This window comes from Streptomyces sp. NPDC049879 (assembly GCF_044461265.1).
Taxonomy (GTDB): domain Bacteria; phylum Actinomycetota; class Actinomycetes; order Streptomycetales; family Streptomycetaceae; genus Streptomyces.
In genome coordinates this window covers 187,772-203,753 of sequence record NZ_JBITKT010000008.1, presented here as the reverse complement: position 1 = coordinate 203,753, position 15,982 = coordinate 187,772, and the positions used below count along the sequence as shown (strand labels likewise).

General features: G+C 74.4%; 10 protein-coding genes. 5 read left to right on the top strand and 5 right to left on the bottom strand.

Going from position 1 to position 15,982, the window contains the following annotated elements; all coding sequences use genetic code 11:
* Positions 1 to 271: 271 nt before the first annotated feature.
* A complete protein-coding gene (locus ACIBPC_RS25820) occupies positions 272 to 1,081 on the top strand; it encodes an SGNH/GDSL hydrolase family protein (RefSeq protein WP_362966781.1) in 810 nt (269 codons plus the stop codon).
* Here ACIBPC_RS25820 and ACIBPC_RS25815 read toward each other — a convergent pair.
* Entirely contained in the window at positions 1,070 to 2,371 is a 1,302-nt protein-coding gene (locus ACIBPC_RS25815) for an SWF or SNF family helicase (RefSeq protein ID WP_398847904.1), read from the bottom strand. The genes ACIBPC_RS25820 and ACIBPC_RS25815 overlap by 12 nt on opposite strands.
* Positions 2,368 to 5,274: a DEAD/DEAH box helicase gene (locus ACIBPC_RS25810; RefSeq protein ID WP_398847903.1), complete on the bottom strand. Its 2,907-nt coding sequence runs from the start codon at positions 5,272 to 5,274 to the stop codon at positions 2,368 to 2,370. The genes ACIBPC_RS25815 and ACIBPC_RS25810 overlap by 4 nt, the downstream gene beginning before the upstream one ends.
* A 235-nt stretch (positions 5,275 to 5,509) precedes the next feature.
* Between ACIBPC_RS25810 and ACIBPC_RS25805 the strand changes: the two genes are divergently transcribed.
* The 3 genes from ACIBPC_RS25805 to ACIBPC_RS25795 all read left to right on the top strand — a co-directional run bounded on the left by ACIBPC_RS25805 (position 5,510) and on the right by ACIBPC_RS25795 (position 8,238).
* Positions 5,510 to 6,607: a fatty acid desaturase family protein gene (locus ACIBPC_RS25805; RefSeq protein ID WP_398847901.1), complete on the top strand. Its 1,098-nt coding sequence runs from the start codon at positions 5,510 to 5,512 to the stop codon at positions 6,605 to 6,607.
* A 206-nt stretch (positions 6,608 to 6,813) separates the two neighbouring features.
* On the top strand, positions 6,814 to 7,203 hold the full coding sequence (locus ACIBPC_RS25800) for a roadblock/LC7 domain-containing protein (protein WP_362966789.1): 390 nt from the start codon (positions 6,814 to 6,816) through the stop codon (positions 7,201 to 7,203).
* A 108-nt stretch (positions 7,204 to 7,311) separates the two neighbouring features.
* Positions 7,312 to 8,238: a DUF6397 family protein gene (locus ACIBPC_RS25795; RefSeq protein WP_398847899.1), complete on the top strand. Its 927-nt coding sequence runs from the start codon at positions 7,312 to 7,314 to the stop codon at positions 8,236 to 8,238.
* Here ACIBPC_RS25795 and ACIBPC_RS25790 read toward each other — a convergent pair.
* On the bottom strand, positions 8,210 to 10,723 hold the full coding sequence (locus ACIBPC_RS25790; RefSeq protein ID WP_398847898.1) for a DEAD/DEAH box helicase: 2,514 nt from the start codon (positions 10,721 to 10,723) through the stop codon (positions 8,210 to 8,212). The genes ACIBPC_RS25795 and ACIBPC_RS25790 overlap by 29 nt on opposite strands.
* Before the next feature lie 139 nt (positions 10,724 to 10,862).
* On the opposite strand from ACIBPC_RS25790, the gene ACIBPC_RS25785 reads away from it, so the two are divergent.
* Positions 10,863 to 11,651: a metal-dependent hydrolase gene (locus ACIBPC_RS25785; protein WP_362966795.1), complete on the top strand. Its 789-nt coding sequence runs from the start codon at positions 10,863 to 10,865 to the stop codon at positions 11,649 to 11,651.
* An 86-nt stretch (positions 11,652 to 11,737) separates the two neighbouring features.
* On the opposite strand, the gene ACIBPC_RS25780 is transcribed toward ACIBPC_RS25785, so the two are convergent.
* Together ACIBPC_RS25780 and ACIBPC_RS25775 are read right to left on the bottom strand one after the other, a co-directional pair.
* A complete protein-coding gene (locus ACIBPC_RS25780) occupies positions 11,738 to 13,519 on the bottom strand; it encodes an ABC transporter ATP-binding protein (RefSeq protein WP_362966797.1) in 1,782 nt (593 codons plus the stop codon).
* Positions 13,516 to 15,300: an ABC transporter transmembrane domain-containing protein gene (locus ACIBPC_RS25775; RefSeq protein WP_398847895.1), complete on the bottom strand. Its 1,785-nt coding sequence runs from the start codon at positions 15,298 to 15,300 to the stop codon at positions 13,516 to 13,518. The genes ACIBPC_RS25780 and ACIBPC_RS25775 overlap by 4 nt, the downstream gene beginning before the upstream one ends.
* Positions 15,301 to 15,982: the final 682 nt, after the last annotated feature.

Here is a 15,982-nt window from a genome sequence, read left to right as displayed (position 1 = left end):
CTTCCTGTGCCTAGCTGTTCGATCACGCTAGATCTGCCGCGCGTCCCCCCACAAGACCCCGGGTGAGTCGCCCCGGAACGCCCCTTCCGTCCACCGGACGGCGCGCGCCCGTCACTCCCGGCGCGCCCGCTCGTTGCCCCGGTGAGGACACGCGCCCGCGCCCGCCCGCCCGTCCGCGCCGCAGGGACGCCCCCGCGGCATGGACGGAACTCGGCGAGGGTAAGGCGCAGTTGCACCACGTCCCCCCACACGACCTTCCCTGGGAGGTTCCATGACCTTGCGCCGCCTGGCGGCGAGGACCGCTGCCGCGCTCCTCGCCATCGGCGTCACCGCCCTCGCCCCCGCCGCCGCGGCGGCCGGGGAGACCCCCACCGCAGCGAGCGCGTACGTCGCGCTCGGCGACTCCTACTCCTCGGGCAACGGCGCCGGCGACTACGACGAGTCGAGCGGCGACTGCCGCCGCAGCAGGGCCGCTTACCCGGCCCTGTGGGCCGCCGCCAACGACCCGGACACCTTCGACAACACCTCCTGCTCAGGCGCCACGACCGACGACGTCCTCGCCGGCCAGCTCGCCCCCCTGGACGCGGGGACCACGCTGGTCAGCATCAGCATCGGCGGCAACGACGCGGGCTTCGGCAGCACGATGCAGACCTGCGTGCTGTCGGGCACCAGCGCCTGCCTCTCCGCGATCGAGACCGCGAACCAGTACATCGCGGACACCCTGCCGGGCGAACTCGACGCCGTGTACGGCGCGATCCGCTCCGCCGCGCCGAACGCGCAGGTCGTCGTGCTCGGCTACCCGCGCATGTACGAGCTGGGCGGCAGCTGTCTGTTCGGCATCAGCGAGGAGTCGCGCGCCGCCATCAACGGCGCGTCGGACAACCTGCACACGACCATCTCCAAGCGCGCCGCCGACCACGGCTTCGCGTACGGCGACGTGCGCCCCGCCTTCACCGGGCACGAGATCTGCTCCGGCGACGAGTGGCTGCACAGCGTCACCCTGCCGGTCGGCGACTCGTACCACCCCAACGCCGCCGGGCAGTCCGGCGGGTACTACTCCGTGTTCGAGTCACTGGCCTGACGGCACGGCGGCTCCCTGCCGGCCGCCGTCCGCGTCGCCCAGCGCGGTGGCGAGGGCGGCGGCCGGCGCCGCGTCCGGCGGGCCCGCGGGCCACCAGCGGCCCGCGCGCCGCCGGAACGGCCACCAGCGCCGGTCGGGGCCGAACCGCAGCTGGGCCGCGTCCCCTTGCGCCGTCCAGCGGTTGACGCCCGTGCGCGCCAGGGGCGGCGCCGCGCCGTCCGGCCAGGCGGTGGCCAGCCGTGCGGCGGCCTCGGGCGCGGGGCGCGGCGCCTCGTCCTCCAGCACGCCGAGACCGGTCGCACCCCCGTACGCCCAGGCGTCGGACGCCGCCAACAGGTCGTCGGACGGCCGCCCGCAGCCCGCGGCGAGCCGCGCGGCGACGCGTGCGGGCGGACGGCCCGCCGCGATCCGCACGGTGTCCTGCCACACCGTCGGCGGGGCGGGGGGCGCGCCGGTGGCGTGGTCGGGGCGCAGGGCGTCGGCGAGCGCGCGCCGGGCGCGCGCGGCCGTGTCGGCGATCAGGAACTCCAGGTCCCGCAGGCCCGGCACGCCGTCGTCGTCCGCCGCCTCCGCGTCCCCGTCCCTGTCCCCGTCGGGTCCGAGGTCGGGCGTGTGCGGCGCGTCGGTCACCGGCGGCGGGGGAGGGGGCAGCGGGGGCACGGCCCGCGCGTACGCCTCGGCGGCGGGCACGGACGCGGGAACGGGCGGCTGGGCGGGCGCGCGGGCGGCGTTGCGCCGTTCCAGCTCCGCCGTCAGATCGCCCTCCGTCCGGCCCCGCAGCAGCAGGAGGACGAACGGGTCGGCGTCCAGCAGCCGCGCCACCTGGTAGGCGAGCGCGGCCGTGTGCGCGCAGTGGTCCCACTCGCCGCACTCGCACTCAGGCTCCAGGTCGCCGATGCCGGGCAGCAGGTCCACCCCGGCCGCCGCCGCGTCCGCCGCCAGGTGCGCGGGCATCTCGTGGTCGAGCAGCGCGGCCACGTGCCCCGCCTCCCGCGCGGCCGTGTCCAGCAGCCGGTCCCACTCCGCACCGGTCAGCCGCCGCAGCAGGACGTCCGCGCGGTACGGCGTCCCGTCGCCCGCCCGTACGACCGCCGTCAGGCGCCCCGGGCGTACGGAGACCGCGCCGACCGCCCCGGCGCGCGCCGCCTTGCGCCCCTGCTTGAGCGTGCCGTTGTCGAGCGCCGTGTCCTCCAGCGCCTTCACCCAGCCCTGACCCCACCAGGTGACCGCGAACCCCCGGCCACCGACGGGCGGCAGGGCCGCGAAGACCAGCTCGCCGTCGTGCGTCACAGCCCGTTCCCCCGCTCGTCCGGGTCGCGCAGGGCGACCAGATCGGCCAGCTCGTCGTCCCCGAGCCCGCTCAGCGCGGACTCGCCCGCCGCGCCCAGCACGGCGTCCGCCAGGTCCTGCTTGCGCCGCAGGAGCGCGGCGATGCGGTCCTCGACCGTGCCCTCGGCGACGAGCCGGTGCACCTGCACGGGCTTGTCCTGGCCGATGCGGTGGGCGCGGTCGGTGGCCTGCGCCTCGACCGCCGGGTTCCACCAGCGGTCGTAGTGGATCACGTGCTCGGCGCGGGTGAGGTTCAGCCCCGTGCCCGCCGCCTTGAGCGACAGCAGGAAGACGGGCACCTCGCCGTCCGAGAAGCGGCGGACCATCTCCTCGCGGCGCGGCACCGGCGTACCGCCGTGCAGCAGCAGGCTCGGCACACCGCGCCGCGTCAGATGCGTCTCCAGCAGCCGCGCCATCCGCACGTACTGCGTGAACACCAGGACGCTCGCGCCCTCGGCCAGGATCGTGTCGAGCAGTTCGTCGAGCAGCTCCAGCTTGCCGGAGCGCCCGGCGAGCCGCGGCTCGTCCTCGGCGAGGTACTGCGCCGGGTGGTTGCAGATCTGCTTGAGGGAGGTGAGGAGCTTGACGACCAGGCCGCGCCGGGCGAACCCGTCGGTGCCCGCGACCTCGACCAGGCCCTCGCGGACCACCGCCTCGTAGAGCCCGGCCTGTTCCGGCGTCAGGTGGACGGCGCGGTCGGTCTCGGTCTTGGGCGGCAGCTCGGGCGCGATGCCGGGGTCGGACTTGCGGCGCCGCAGCAGGAACGGGCGCACGAGCCGGGCGAGCCGTTCGGCCGCCGCCGGGTCGCCGCCGTCCTCGACCGCGTCGGCGTAGCGGCGGCGGAAGGCCGGCAGGCGCCCGAGGAGCCCGGGGGTGGTCCAGTCCAGGATCGCCCACAGCTCGGACAGGCTGTTCTCCACCGGGGTGCCGGTGAGGGCGACGCGGGCGCGGGACGGGATGGCGCGGAGCCCGGCGGCCGTGGCGGAGAAAGGGTTCTTCGCGTGCTGCGCCTCGTCCGCCACGACCAGCGACCAGTCGGGGCCCGACGCCAGCCGGTCCGTGTCGAGCCGCATCGTGCCGTAGGTCGTCAGGACCACCTCGCCGGGGGCGAGGTCCGCCAGGTCGCGGGCAGGGCCGTGGAAGCGGCGCACGGGTGTGCCGGGCGCGAAGACGGCCAGCTCGCGCTGCCAGTTGCCCAGCAGCGAGGCGGGGCAGACGACGAGAGTGGGTCCCGCCGTGGCGGGGTCGAGCTGGCGGTGCAGGTGGAGCGTGATCAGGGTGATCGTCTTGCCGAGGCCCATGTCGTCCGCCAGGCAGGCGCCGAGGCCCAGGGACGTCATGCGGTGCAGCCAGGTGAAGCCGCGCGCCTGGTAGCCGCGCAGGGTGGCGGCGAGGGCGGGCGGCGGCGGGAGGGGCTCCTGGCCCTCGGGGTCGGCCAGCAGGTCGCGGAGCGCGGCGAGCCGGCCGGTGGCGTCGACCTCGACGCGTTCCCCGTCCGGGCCTCCGGCGGGGTCCGCCTCGACACTGCCGGTGAGCGCGGCGCCGAGGGCGTCGAGCACGGTGACCTTGCGGTCGGCGCGGCGGCGTGCGCGGCGTATCTCCTCGGGGTCGAGGAGCACCCACTGGTCGCGCAGCCGGACGGCGGGGCGGCCCGCCTCGGCGATCCGGTCGAGTTCGGCGCGGGTCAGGGGCGTGTCGCCCAGGGCGAAGCGCCAGGAGAACGTGAGCAGCGCGTCGTGGCCCAGCAGACCGGAGGACGCGGCGGCGCCCGGGGCGGTGGGCAACGGCGCCCGCGCGTCGTCGTCCTGGCCGACCACCGCGCGTGTGCGCAGCCGCCTGACCATCGCCTTCGGCCAGTGCACCTCGACGCCCGCGGCGTCCAGCGCCCGGGTGGCGGGCGCGCCGAGCAGCTCGCCGATCTCCTCGTCCGCCAGGTCCACGGCGGCCGGCACGGCGGCGGTCAGCAGCGGCGCCAGCGGCTCCCACGCGGCGGCGGCGCGGCGCAGGGCGAGCAGCGCGTCGGTGCGCGCGCGGGGGCCGAACGCGTCGGCGGCGCCCGCCCAGACGTCGGCGGCGTCGGCGACCGCCAGGGGGTCGCCGAGGCTGTGCAGCTGCACCACGGCGCGGAAGCCGGGGGCCTCGGCGCCCAGGGCGGGGACGGTTTCGACGCGCAGGGAGATCCGTACGCCCGTGTCGTGTCCGGCCGCCAGTTCGGTGGCCCAGCCCCGGCGGGCGGGGAGGCGGTGGGCGGCGGGGGAGGCGAACGCGGTGCCCCCGGCGGCGAGCGCGGCGGCCGGGCTGCGCGGCAGCGTGTCGGCGACGGCGTCGAGGAACGCGCGGAGCAGCGCCTCGGGGTGGGGCAGGAGCGGCCCGCCGTCCCCCGGCGGTGTGTCCAGGGGCGTCGCGTGGGCGTGCGGCGGCATGGCGTCGGCGAGGGCGCGCAGCCGTTCGGCGTCCGCCGTGGTGAGCGGGCCGAGGCGCCAGGCGTCGTGGTCGGCGGGGGTGAGCCCGGGGAGGAGCCGGCCGCGTGCGGCGACCTGGAGGGCCAGGACGGCGGCGGCGCCCCAGTAGGCGGCGGCCGATCCTGTCACGGCTGAGCGGGCGCGGGTGAGGACGGGCACGGCGTCGGCGATCGGCAGGACGTACGCGGGGACGGTCGTGAGGGCGGCCGCGCCGCCCCCGGCCGCGGGCAGGGCCACGGTCAGGTCCTCGGTGGCGGTGCCGTCGTCCGCGGGGAGGGGCGGGGTGCCGTCCGGCCGCCAGAAGGCGACGCGGGAGGAACGTGGCGGATCGGCGGGGAGGAAGACGGCCGCGCACGCGGCGAGGGCGGCGGTGAGGGCGGCGTCGGGCGGGCTCGCGCGCACGGAGAAGCGTACTCCTCAAATTTGATCAGTCGATGCGGACGCCGAGGGTACCCCATGACCGGTTGTCGCTGGAAACGGCGGCTTTCGCCCGGTCCCCGGCCCGCGCCTCTTTACAGGAACGCGCCGCCGCGCGAAAGGGGGGCTGGCTACACCATCGGCCGGGTGCTGCGCCCATGGCCGCTCCATCGGCCCGTCCCTAGCGTGGGAGCCACGTCAGGTTTTTCCCGGAGGCGACATGTCCGATGCCCAGCTCGTCCTTGCTCCCGCGCCGCAGCAGCGGCGGAAGGGAGACGGCGACGCCGGTGAGTTCCCGCCCCTGCTGCGGCAGATCAAGGGACAGCAGCTGCTCGCGCGCCGTCGCGAGTGGTACGCGGTGGGCATGGCCGTCAACGCGCTGGCGCTCGCCGGGATCGTCTGGGCGGTGCTCGCGGTCGGCGACTCGTGGTGGACGCTGCTGCTGGCGGTCCCCTTCGCGCTCTTCTCGACGCGCAGCGGCTTCTACGGCCACGACGCCGGGCACTCGCAGGTCGCCGCCACCCGGCGCGTCAACCGCCTCCTCGGCCTCTTCCACGGCAACCTGCTGCTCGGCATGAGCTCCGCCTGGTGGAACGACAAGCACAACCGGCACCACGCCAACCCGAACCACATCGACAAGGACCCGGACGTCGGCGAGGGCGTCATGGTCTGGACCCAGAACCAGGCAGAGAAGCGCGAGGGCTTCGCGCGCTGGCTGACCCGCAACCAGGCCTGGCTCTTCTTCCCGCTGCTGCTCCTCGAAGGCATCGCCCTCAAGGTCGCCAGCGTGCAGATGGTCATCTCCTCCGACGGCTGGGAGCGCGAGAAGCGCGGCCGGATCGTCGAGGGACTCCTGCTCGTCCTCCACTTCGCCGCGTACGTGACCCTGCTGGCCGTGGCCATGTCGCCCGGCAAGGCGGTGCTCTTCGCGCTGATCCACCAGGGCCTCTTCGGCCTGCACCTCGGCAGCGTCTTCGCGCCGAACCACAAGGGCATGGAGATGCCGACGTCGGACGGCGAGCGCTGGGGGCACCTGCGCCGCCAGGTGCTGACGTCGCGCAACGTGCGGGGCGGCCCCGTCACCGACTGGATCATGGGCGGGCTCAACTACCAGATCGAGCACCACCTCTTCCCGAGCATGCCGCGTCCGCACCTGCGGCTGGCGCAGCCGCTGGTGCGGCACTACTGCCGGGAGATCGGCGTCCGGTACACCGAGACGGGCGTGATCGACTCGTACCGGCAGGCGCTCGCCCACATGCACAGCGTCGGGGCGCCGCTGCGCGAGGGGAAGCGGACGGAGCGCGCCGGCCGGGCGTGACGACCCGTACCGCCGGGGGCGGTGCGTCGGCGCGGGGCGGACTGCCGTCCCGCGCCGCTTCGCGTGCCGCCCGGCCCGGTGACGGCGCGGGGCAGAAGGAACGGTACGGCTGATTCCGTATAGCGGTCCCGTCAGGATGGTTGTCGAGCCCCTCTTCCTGGGGAAGGCTGACACAGCAGTCGCCTTACGAGAAGGGGGAGCTGGGGATGGCACTGAGCACCACGCTTGACTGGCTGCTTGACGATCTGGCGCAACGTCTGCCCCGCGTCCGCCATGTGCTGTTGCTGTCGAGCGACGGCCTGGTCACCTCGGTGAGCCAGGGGCTGAAACGGGCGAGCGCCGAGCATCTGGCGGCGGTCGCCTCGGGCCTGCACAGCCTCGCCCGCGGGGTGGGGGAGCACTTCGCCTGCGGCGAGGTCCTGCAGACCATGATCGAGTTCGACGACGGGATGCTGTTCGTGACGGCGGCAGGGGACGGCAGCTGTCTGTGCCTGCTGACCGGTGCCGACGCGGACATCGGGCAGGTCGGCTACGAGATGACGCTCCTCGTCAACAAGGTCGGGGAGCACATGGGGCTCGCCGCCCGGGACCGGTGACCCGGGGAGCGGGTCACTCGTTCGAGCTAATTGATTACCCAGGGTGGCGAAGCGGCGGGACTTCCTCCTAGTGTGGTCACAGAAAGTGATCGCCTGTAGGAGGAAACCATGACCGCCCCGACTGCCCCGACCGTACGGACCGTCCCGTCCGCCGACGGCCCTCCGCCGGCCCGGTGCGTCCGGCGCCGCGTCGCCACCGATGCCGGACGCGGCGCCGCCCGCCCCGGCCGCGACTCCGCGAGCGCCCGCCGGGCCGCCCACGAACTCGGACTCGGGGCCGCCGAGTTCGAGGCCGCCGTCCGGCTCGGACGCATCCGCACCGTCCCCGGCACCCGCCCGTGGGAGCGCCGGGTCGCCCGCGCCGAACTGGACCGGCTGCGCGGCACACCGGGCTTCACCGCCGTGCTCCGCGACGCCGCCCGCCTCGTCAACGCCGCCGCCGGAGCGGAACTGCTCCGCATCAGCCCGGCCCGCTTCGCCCGGCTGGCCCGGGGCGGCTGCCTCGTACCGCTCGACTTCCACGCGCACGGGCACCGCGCCGCCGTCTGGCGCTATCCCGCCGCCGAACTCCGCGCGTTCGCGGCGCACCGGCCCGCTCTCCTCGGCGGACGGCTGCCGGACGGGATGCGCCGGGCCCTGCAGCGCTGCCACGACTGGCGCGGCCCGCACTGGCGCGCCCGACGCACCACCCAACTGGTCACCCAGGCGGAAGACCCGTGGCTGCGCGCCGCCGTGTACGCGGCGGTGCTCCCGGCGCACCTGCTGGCGGCCGACGTCCCCGACCCCGGTGAGCGCCTGCGGCTCCACCGCCTCAGGCCCCCGCTGGACGCCCCGTGCCGCACGACGGAGGGGCGGCCCCGCCCGGGGCTGGGACGGGCCGCCTGGCCGCTGCTCACGGCGGCCGGACCCGACGAGACGCGCCGCTACCGCGACGGCCTCCGCCGGGCACTGGCCGACGCCCGCGGCGCCGCCGGGCCCGCCGGGCCCACCGGACCCGCCGTGACGATCAGAGCTGGCCTACGTCGATCACCTTGATCACCGCCCGGCCCTCGGCGTCGGACGCCGTCAGGTCCACCTCGGCCGAGATACCCCAGTCGTGGTCGCCCGCCGGGTCGTGGAAGGTCTGCCGGACCCGCCACAGGCCGTCCTCCGGACGCTCCTCGATCTCCAGCAGCCGCGGCCCCCTGGCGTCGGGTCCCGTCCCCAGCTCGTCGTACTCGTCCCAGTAGCCGTCGAGCGCCGCCGCCCAGGCGTCGGCGTTCCACCCCGACTCACCGTCCAGCTCGCCCAGTTCGTCCACGTGGTCGAGGGCGGCCAGCTCCACCCGCCGGAACATGGCGTTGCGCACCAGCACGCGGAACGCGCGCGCGTTCGCCGTGACCGGCTTGACCTGGTCCGCCCGCTCCCTGGCCGTCTCCGCGTCCTCGTCCGCCGGATTGGCGAGCTGCTCCCACTCGTCCAGCAGGCTGGAGTCCACCTGGCGGACCATCTCGCCGAGCCAGGCGGCGATGTCCTGGAAGTCCTCGGACTTGAGGTCGTCCGGGACCGTGTGCTCCAGCGCCTTGTAGGCGCTCGCCAGATAGCGCAGCACGATGCCCTCCGTCCTCGCCAGCTCGTAGTGCGACACGAACTCGGAGAACGTCATGGCCCGCTCGTACATGTCCCGCACCACCGACTTGGGGGACAGCGGATGATCACCGACCCACGGATGGCTCTTCTTGTACACCCCGTACGCGTGGAACAGCAGCTCCTCCAGCGGCTTGGGGTAGCCGACGTCCATCAGCCGCTCCATCCGCTCCTCGTACTCCACGCCGTCGGCCTTCATGGCCGCCACGGCCTCACCGCGCGCCTTGTTCTGCTGCGCGGCCAGGATCTGCCGGGGGTCGTCGAGCGTCGACTCCACCACCGACACCATGTCCAGCGCGTAGGAGGGCGATTCCGGCTCCAGCAGCTCGAACGCGGCGAGCGCGAAGGTCGACAGCGGCTGGTTCAGCGCGAAGTCGGCCTGCAGGTCGACCGTGAGGCGCACCCTGCGGCCCTGCGCGTCCGGCGTCTCCAGCCGCTCCACGATCCCGCCGTCCAGCAGCGACCGGTAGATCGCGATGGCCCGCCGGATGTGCCGCAACTGCTGCCTGCGCGGCTCGTGGTTGCCCTCCAGCAGACGGCGCATCCCCTCGAACGCGTCGCCCGGCCTGGCGATCACCGCGAGCAGCATCGCGTGCGTCACCCGGAAACGCGACGTCAGCGGCTCGGGCTCCGCCGCGATCAGCCGGGTGAACGTGTCCTCGCTCCAGTTGACGAAGCCCTCCGGCGGCTTCTTGCGCACCACCTTGCGCCGCTTCTTCGGGTCGTCGCCCGCCTTCGCGAGCGCCTTCTCGTTCTCCACCACGTGGTCCGGCGCCTGCGCCACCACGAACCCCGACGTGTCGAAACCCGCCCGCCCCGCACGTCCCGCGATCTGGTGGAACTCCCGGGCCCGCAGCACCCGCACCCGGCTGCCGTCGTACTTCGTCAGAGCGGTGAACAGCACCGTCCTGATCGGCACGTTCACCCCCACTCCGAGAGTGTCCGTACCGCAGATCACCTTCAGCAGCCCCGCCTGCGCCAGCTTCTCCACCAGCCGCCGGTACTTGGGCAGCATCCCGGCGTGGTGGACGCCGATGCCGTGCCGCACGTAGCGGGACAGGTTCCGGCCGAAGCGGGTGGTGAAGCGGAAGTTGCCGATCAGCGCGGCGATCTCGTCCTTCTCCTGCCGCGTGCACATGTTGATGCTCATCAGCGCCTGCGCCCGCTCGACCGCCTGCGCCTGGGTGAAGTGCACGATGTAGACCGGCGCCTGGTGGGTGGCGAGCAGCTCCGTCAGCGTCTCGGTGAGCGCCGTCGTGCGGTACTCGTAGCTCAGCGGCACGGGCCGCGTCGCGGAGCGGACCACCGCCGTCGGCCGCCCGGTCCGCCGCGTGAGGTCCTCCTCGAAGCGCGACATGTCGCCGAGCGTCGCCGACATCAGGACGAACTGCGCCCGCGGCAGCTCCAGCAGCGGGATCTGCCACGCCCAGCCCCGGTCCGGCTCCGCGTAGAAATGGAACTCGTCCATGACCACCTGGCCGACGTCCGCCTCGGCGCCGTCCCGCAGCGCGATCGACGCGAGGACCTCCGCCGTGCAGCAGATCACCGGCGCGTCCGCGTTGACCGACGCGTCACCGGTGAGCATGCCGACGTTCTCGGTCCCGAAGATCTTGCACAGGTCGAAGAACTTCTCCGACACCAGCGCCTTGATCGGCGCGGTGTAGAACGTCACCTCGTCCCTGGCCAGCGCGGCGAAGTGGGCCCCCGCCGCCACCAGCGACTTGCCCGACCCCGTCGGGGTGGACAGGATGACGTTCGATCCCGAGACCACCTCGATCAGCGCCTCTTCCTGAGCGGGATACAGCGTGATCCCGCGCTGACTCGTCCACGACGAGAACGCCTCGAAGAGGGCATCGGGATCGGCTTGCGGCGGCATCTGATCGATAAGGGTCACCGTCCCATACTGCCCGTCCAGGGCCCGCCGGGGGGAACCGGCCGGACATGGGAAGATCATCAGGCATTACGCTGTCCGGCCGACACGGGTGGCACGCCGCCCGGTCGACACGGGCGGCACGAAGGGGCGGGGCACAGCCATGATGGGACCGGCACACTCACTCTCAGGCGCGATGGCCTGGCTCGTCGTCGGCGCCGGAGCCGCCTACGCGGAGCACCCGATGCCCTGGCCCGTCCTCCTGGCCGGCGCCCTGATCTGCGCGGGGGCCGCGCTCGGACCCGACCTGGACCACAAGTCGGCGACGATATCCCGGGCCTTCGGACCGTTCTCCAAGATCCTCGCGGGCATCATCGACAAGATCGCCGAAGCCGTCTACAACGGCACCCGCGCCAAGGGGGAGCGCCGCCGCACCAGCGGACACCGCACCCTCACGCACACCTGGCTGTGGGCACTGGCCCTCGGCGCCGGATTCTCCGCGGCCGCCGTCGCCTGGGACCGCTGGGCCGTCCTCGCCACCCTCTTCGTCCACCTCGTCCTCGCCGTCGAGGGCCTGCTGTGGCGCATGGCCCGCGTCTCCAGCGACGTCCTGGTATGGCTGCTCGGCGCCACCAGCGCCTGGCTCATCGCCGACGTCCTCGACCAGCCGGGCAACGGCTCCACCTGGCTCTTCCCCGACGAGCCCTACCTGTGGATCGGCCTGCCCATCGCCCTCGGCGCGATCGTGCACACCATCGGCGACGCCCTGACCATCTCCGGCTGCCCCGTCCTGTGGCCGCTGCCCATCGCGGGCAAGCGCTGGTACCCGGTCGGCACCCCCCAGTTCATGCGCTTCCGCGCCGGTGCCCCGGTGGAGAACAAGGTCCTGATGCCCCTGTTCATGGTGATAGGCGCGGCCAGCGCGGTCGGCGCGACCGTCATGACCTTCTGACGCGGCAGGCGCCCCACGGCCCCACAGCACCGTGCCGTCCGCCCCCTGCACGGGAACGGACGGCACGGGACGGCCACCGCCGCCGGTCAGCCGTGCCAGGACCGCCACAGCGCCGCGTACGCGCCGTCGGCCGCCACGAGTTCGTCATGGCTGCCCAACTCGCTGATCCTGCCGTCCTCGACCACCGCGATGACATCGGCGTCGTGCGCGGTGTGCAGCCGGTGGGCGATCGCGATCACGGTCCGCCCCTCCAGGACACGCCCGAGGGAGCGCTCCAGATGGCGCGCCGCCCGCGGGTCGAGCAGCGACGTCGCCTCGTCGAGCACCAGCGTGTGCGGGTCGGCCAGCACCAGCCGGGCCAGCGCGATCTGCTGCGCCTGGGCCGGGGACACGGTCACCGCGCCGGAACCCACCTCGCAGTCGAGACCGCCGGGCAGCGCCCGCACCCATCCGGCCGCGTCGACCGCTCCCAGCGCCGCCCACAGCTCGGCGTCGGTCGCACCGGTGCGCGCCAGCAGCAGGTTGTCGCGCAGCGGGCCGACGAACACATGGTGCTCCTGGTTGACCAGCGCCACCTGCTCCCTGACCCGTTCCGCCGTCATCCCGGCCAGACGCGCGCCGCCCAGGGTCACCTCTCCCCGGCGCGGGGCGTAGATGCCCGCGAGGAGCCGCCCCAGCGTCGACTTGCCCGCACCGGAAGGACCCACGAGCGCCACCCGCGTCCCCGGCGGGACGTCGAGCGACACGTCGTGCAGCACGTCGGTGCCCGCCAGGTACCCGAACCGCACCCGGTCGGCCGTCAGATCACGCCCGGCGGGCACCACCGAGGCGTCGCCCTCGTCCGGCTCCACCTCGTGCACGCCGACCAGCCGCGCCAGCGACACCTGCGCGACCTGCAGCTCGTCCAGCCAGCGCACGATCATCCCGACCGGCTCGATCATCATCTGGGCCAGCATCGCCCCGGTCGTCAGCTCACCGACGCCCATCCACCCCTGGAGGACGAACGAGCCGCCGATCAGCAGCACGCCGGACAGGATGAGCGCGTGGTAGACGTTGATCGCCGGGAGCAGGATCGACCGCAGCCACAGCGTGTACCGCTCCCAGGCGGTCCAGCGCCCGACCTGGAGGTCCGAGAGCGCCGTGCGCTCCGCCTCCAGGCGGTGCGCCTCGACGGTCCGGCCCGCGTCCACGGTCTCCGCCAGCGTCGCGGCCACGGCCGCGTATCCCGCGGCCTCGGAACGGTACCCGGCGGGCGCCCGGCGGAAGTACCAGACGCACACGCAGAGCAGCAGCGGCACCGCCAGGACGACGCCGATGCCGAGCGCCGGAGCGGTCAGGACGATCCCGGCGAGAAGCAGGCCCGCCCAGACCACGGCGATGGACATCTGCGGCACGGCCTCGCGCATCGCCTTCGACAGCCGGTCGACGTCCGTGTTGATCCGGGCGAGCAGGTCGCCCGTCCCCGCGCGCTCCAGCACACCGGGCGGCAGCCCGACCGCGCGCACGAGGAAGTCCTCCCGCAGGTCCGCCAGCATCCGCTCGCCCAGCACCGCGCCGCGCAGCCGCACCAGCCGCACGAAGAACGCCTGGACGGCCAGCGACACGGCGAACAGCGCTATCGTCCGCCCGAGATGCAGCTCCCGCTCGCCGTCCGCCAGGTCCTGCACGACCCGGCCGAGGAGGTACGGGCCGATCATCGACGCGATGACGGCCACCGCGTTGACCACCACCAGTCCGCCGAAGGCGCGGCGGTGCCTGTGCAGCAGGGCGCGCACGTACCGGCGCACCGTCTCCCGGCCCGCCACGGGCAGTTTCGCGACGTGCTCCGCGGTCGACGGGTCGTACTCCGGGGGTGGGACGCCGATCATGCGATCTCCTCGGCAAGGTCTGCGGTCTCCGGCTCGCGCGTGACGACCGCGCGGTACGCCGGAGTGGTCTGGACGAGGTCGCGGTGGCGCCCGGTCGCGGCCACGGTGCCCTCGTGGAGGAACACCACGGTCTCGGCGTGGTCGAGCAGCAGCGGGCTCGACGTGAACACGACCGTCGTACGGCCGGTCCGCAGCGCCCCGAGCCCTTCGGCGATCCGCGCCTCGGTGTGCGCGTCGACGGCGGAGGTCGGTTCGTCGAGCACCAGGACCCCGGGGTCGGTGACCAGCGAACGTGCCAGGGCCAGCCGCTGGCGCTGGCCGCCCGACAGGGAGCGGCCGCGCTCGGTGATCCGGGCGCGCATCGGGTCGCCGCTGCCGTCGGGCGCCGACTGCGCCAGCGTCGCCAGCACGTCCTGGCACTGCGCCGTCGCGAGGGCGTCCCGCGCCGCGATGCGGCCGGACGAGGGGACGCTGAGCAGTTCGGCCAGCGTGCCGGACAGGAGCACGGGGTCCTTGTCCTGGACGAGCACCGCCGTGCGGGCCGCCTCCCGGGGCAGCCCGTCGAGCGGGACGCCGCCGAGCTGCGCGGACGGCTCGCCCGCCGCGTCCGGCGCGTGGCCGCCGAGCCGCCCGGCGAGCCGCTCCGCGAAGTCCGGGTCGCCGCACACGACGGCGGTGAGCCTGCCGCGCTCGGCGAGCAGGCCGGTCGACGGGTCCCACAGGTCCCCGTCGGGCGCCTCGCCCGCGACGTCCGCCGTGCCCGGCCCCCCGCCGGTCCCGGCGTCCTCGCGCCGCAGGCCGAGGACGCGGACGGCCCGCTTCGCGGAGGGACGCGAGAACGTGAACGCCATCGCCGCCTCCTGGAACAGGCGCAGCGGGAACATCAGGAAGCTCACCGCCCCGTACACGGCGACCAGTTCACCCGCCTCCAGGCGCCCGTCCAGCGCGAGACGCGTGCCCTGCCAGACCACCGCGATGAGCAGCAGCCCCGGCATGACGACCTGGAGCGCGTCGATCAGCGACCACATCCGCGCGTTGCGGACGGACGCGCCGCGGACCTCCTGCGAGGCCCGCCGGTACCGTTCGAGGAACAGCTCCTCGCCGCCGATGCCCCGCAGCACGCGCAGCCCGGCGACGGTGTCGGAGGCCAGCTCCGTGGCCCGCCCGGACTTCCCGCGCTCGGCGTCGGCCCGCCGCGTGGCGGCCGGGAGCAGCGGCCACACGCTCAGGGCGACGACCGCGACGCCGCCGAGCACGAGCAGCCCGATCCCGGGCTCGAACACGATCAGGCCCGCGCACACCCCGGTCGTCACGACCACGGCGGCGGCGAACCGCGAGAAGGACTCGACGAACCAGCCGATCTTCTCCACATCGCCCGTGGAGACCTTGACGACTTCCCCGGCGGCGACCCGGCGCGTGAGGAGCCCGCCCAGTTCGGCGGTGCGGCGCGCCAGGAGCTGCTGGACACGGGCGGCGGCGGTGATCCAGTTGGTGACGGCTGTGCGGTGCAGCATGGTGTCGGCGAAGCTCATCACCAGCGTGATGGCGAGCAGGAACAGCCCGGTGAGGGCCAGCCGTCCGCCTGAGCCGTCCACCACCGCCTCGATGGCGAGCCCCATGGTCACCGGCAGGCACGCGATGGCCGCCATGTGCAGGGTGCCCCAGAGCAGGGCTCTGGCCTGTCCGCCGAGCTGACGCCGGAAGAGCCAGAGCAGGAAACGGAAGCCGGAACGTACGTCCGGCTCGCCGGGGTCGGGATGCGGGAGGTCTCGAATGTGCATGGTTTCCCAGAGGAAGGTGCCCCGGAACGGGGGAGGGCGGAGCTGGACAACCTCGCAAGGGTCCTCGTGCCGGGTGGCGAAAATCAATGGATTTTTCCCCGGCGTTCCGGTCGGCGGCCGGGGGCGGGAACCTGGAGTTTTGCGTTGCTATGACGTGAAGATCTTATGGTGCGTCGGCCGAGCGCGGATGACGGGAACGGGCCTCTCGGGCGCCGTCCGGAGGACGCCGGCGGGCCGTGTCCCCTCCCGTGCCGGGAACTGCCGGGTGACGGGCATCGCGCCGGTACACCGCGCCGCCGGGCGCCCGGGGGAGTGACGGAAGGCCGCCGGGCGCCCGCGGCGGTGGCGCGACCGGCCGCCCCCCCTGCTGGTGGGGAGGCTTCCCGCGGCTGCCCCGGCACAGGAGCGCCGGGTGTTCCGGGACCGGTGTGGGCCGGACTCCGGGGGGCGGTCGCCGTCGCGACAGCGCCCCGGAGTCGGGCGGATGGACGAGAGGGTGGGTCGGGCATCTGCCCGTGCCCGGCGGCGATTTCCGGCCATCGGTTGTGAGGGGCCGCGGGGACCCGTTCGGGCGGCGGACCGGAACCCGCGGCAGACGCCCGCCCCCGGCTCCGGCCCGCCCCGGTGGCGGGCTCGACGCGGCCCGCCTGCCTTCGGAAGGCGAAGTGAAGACCGTCCCGCG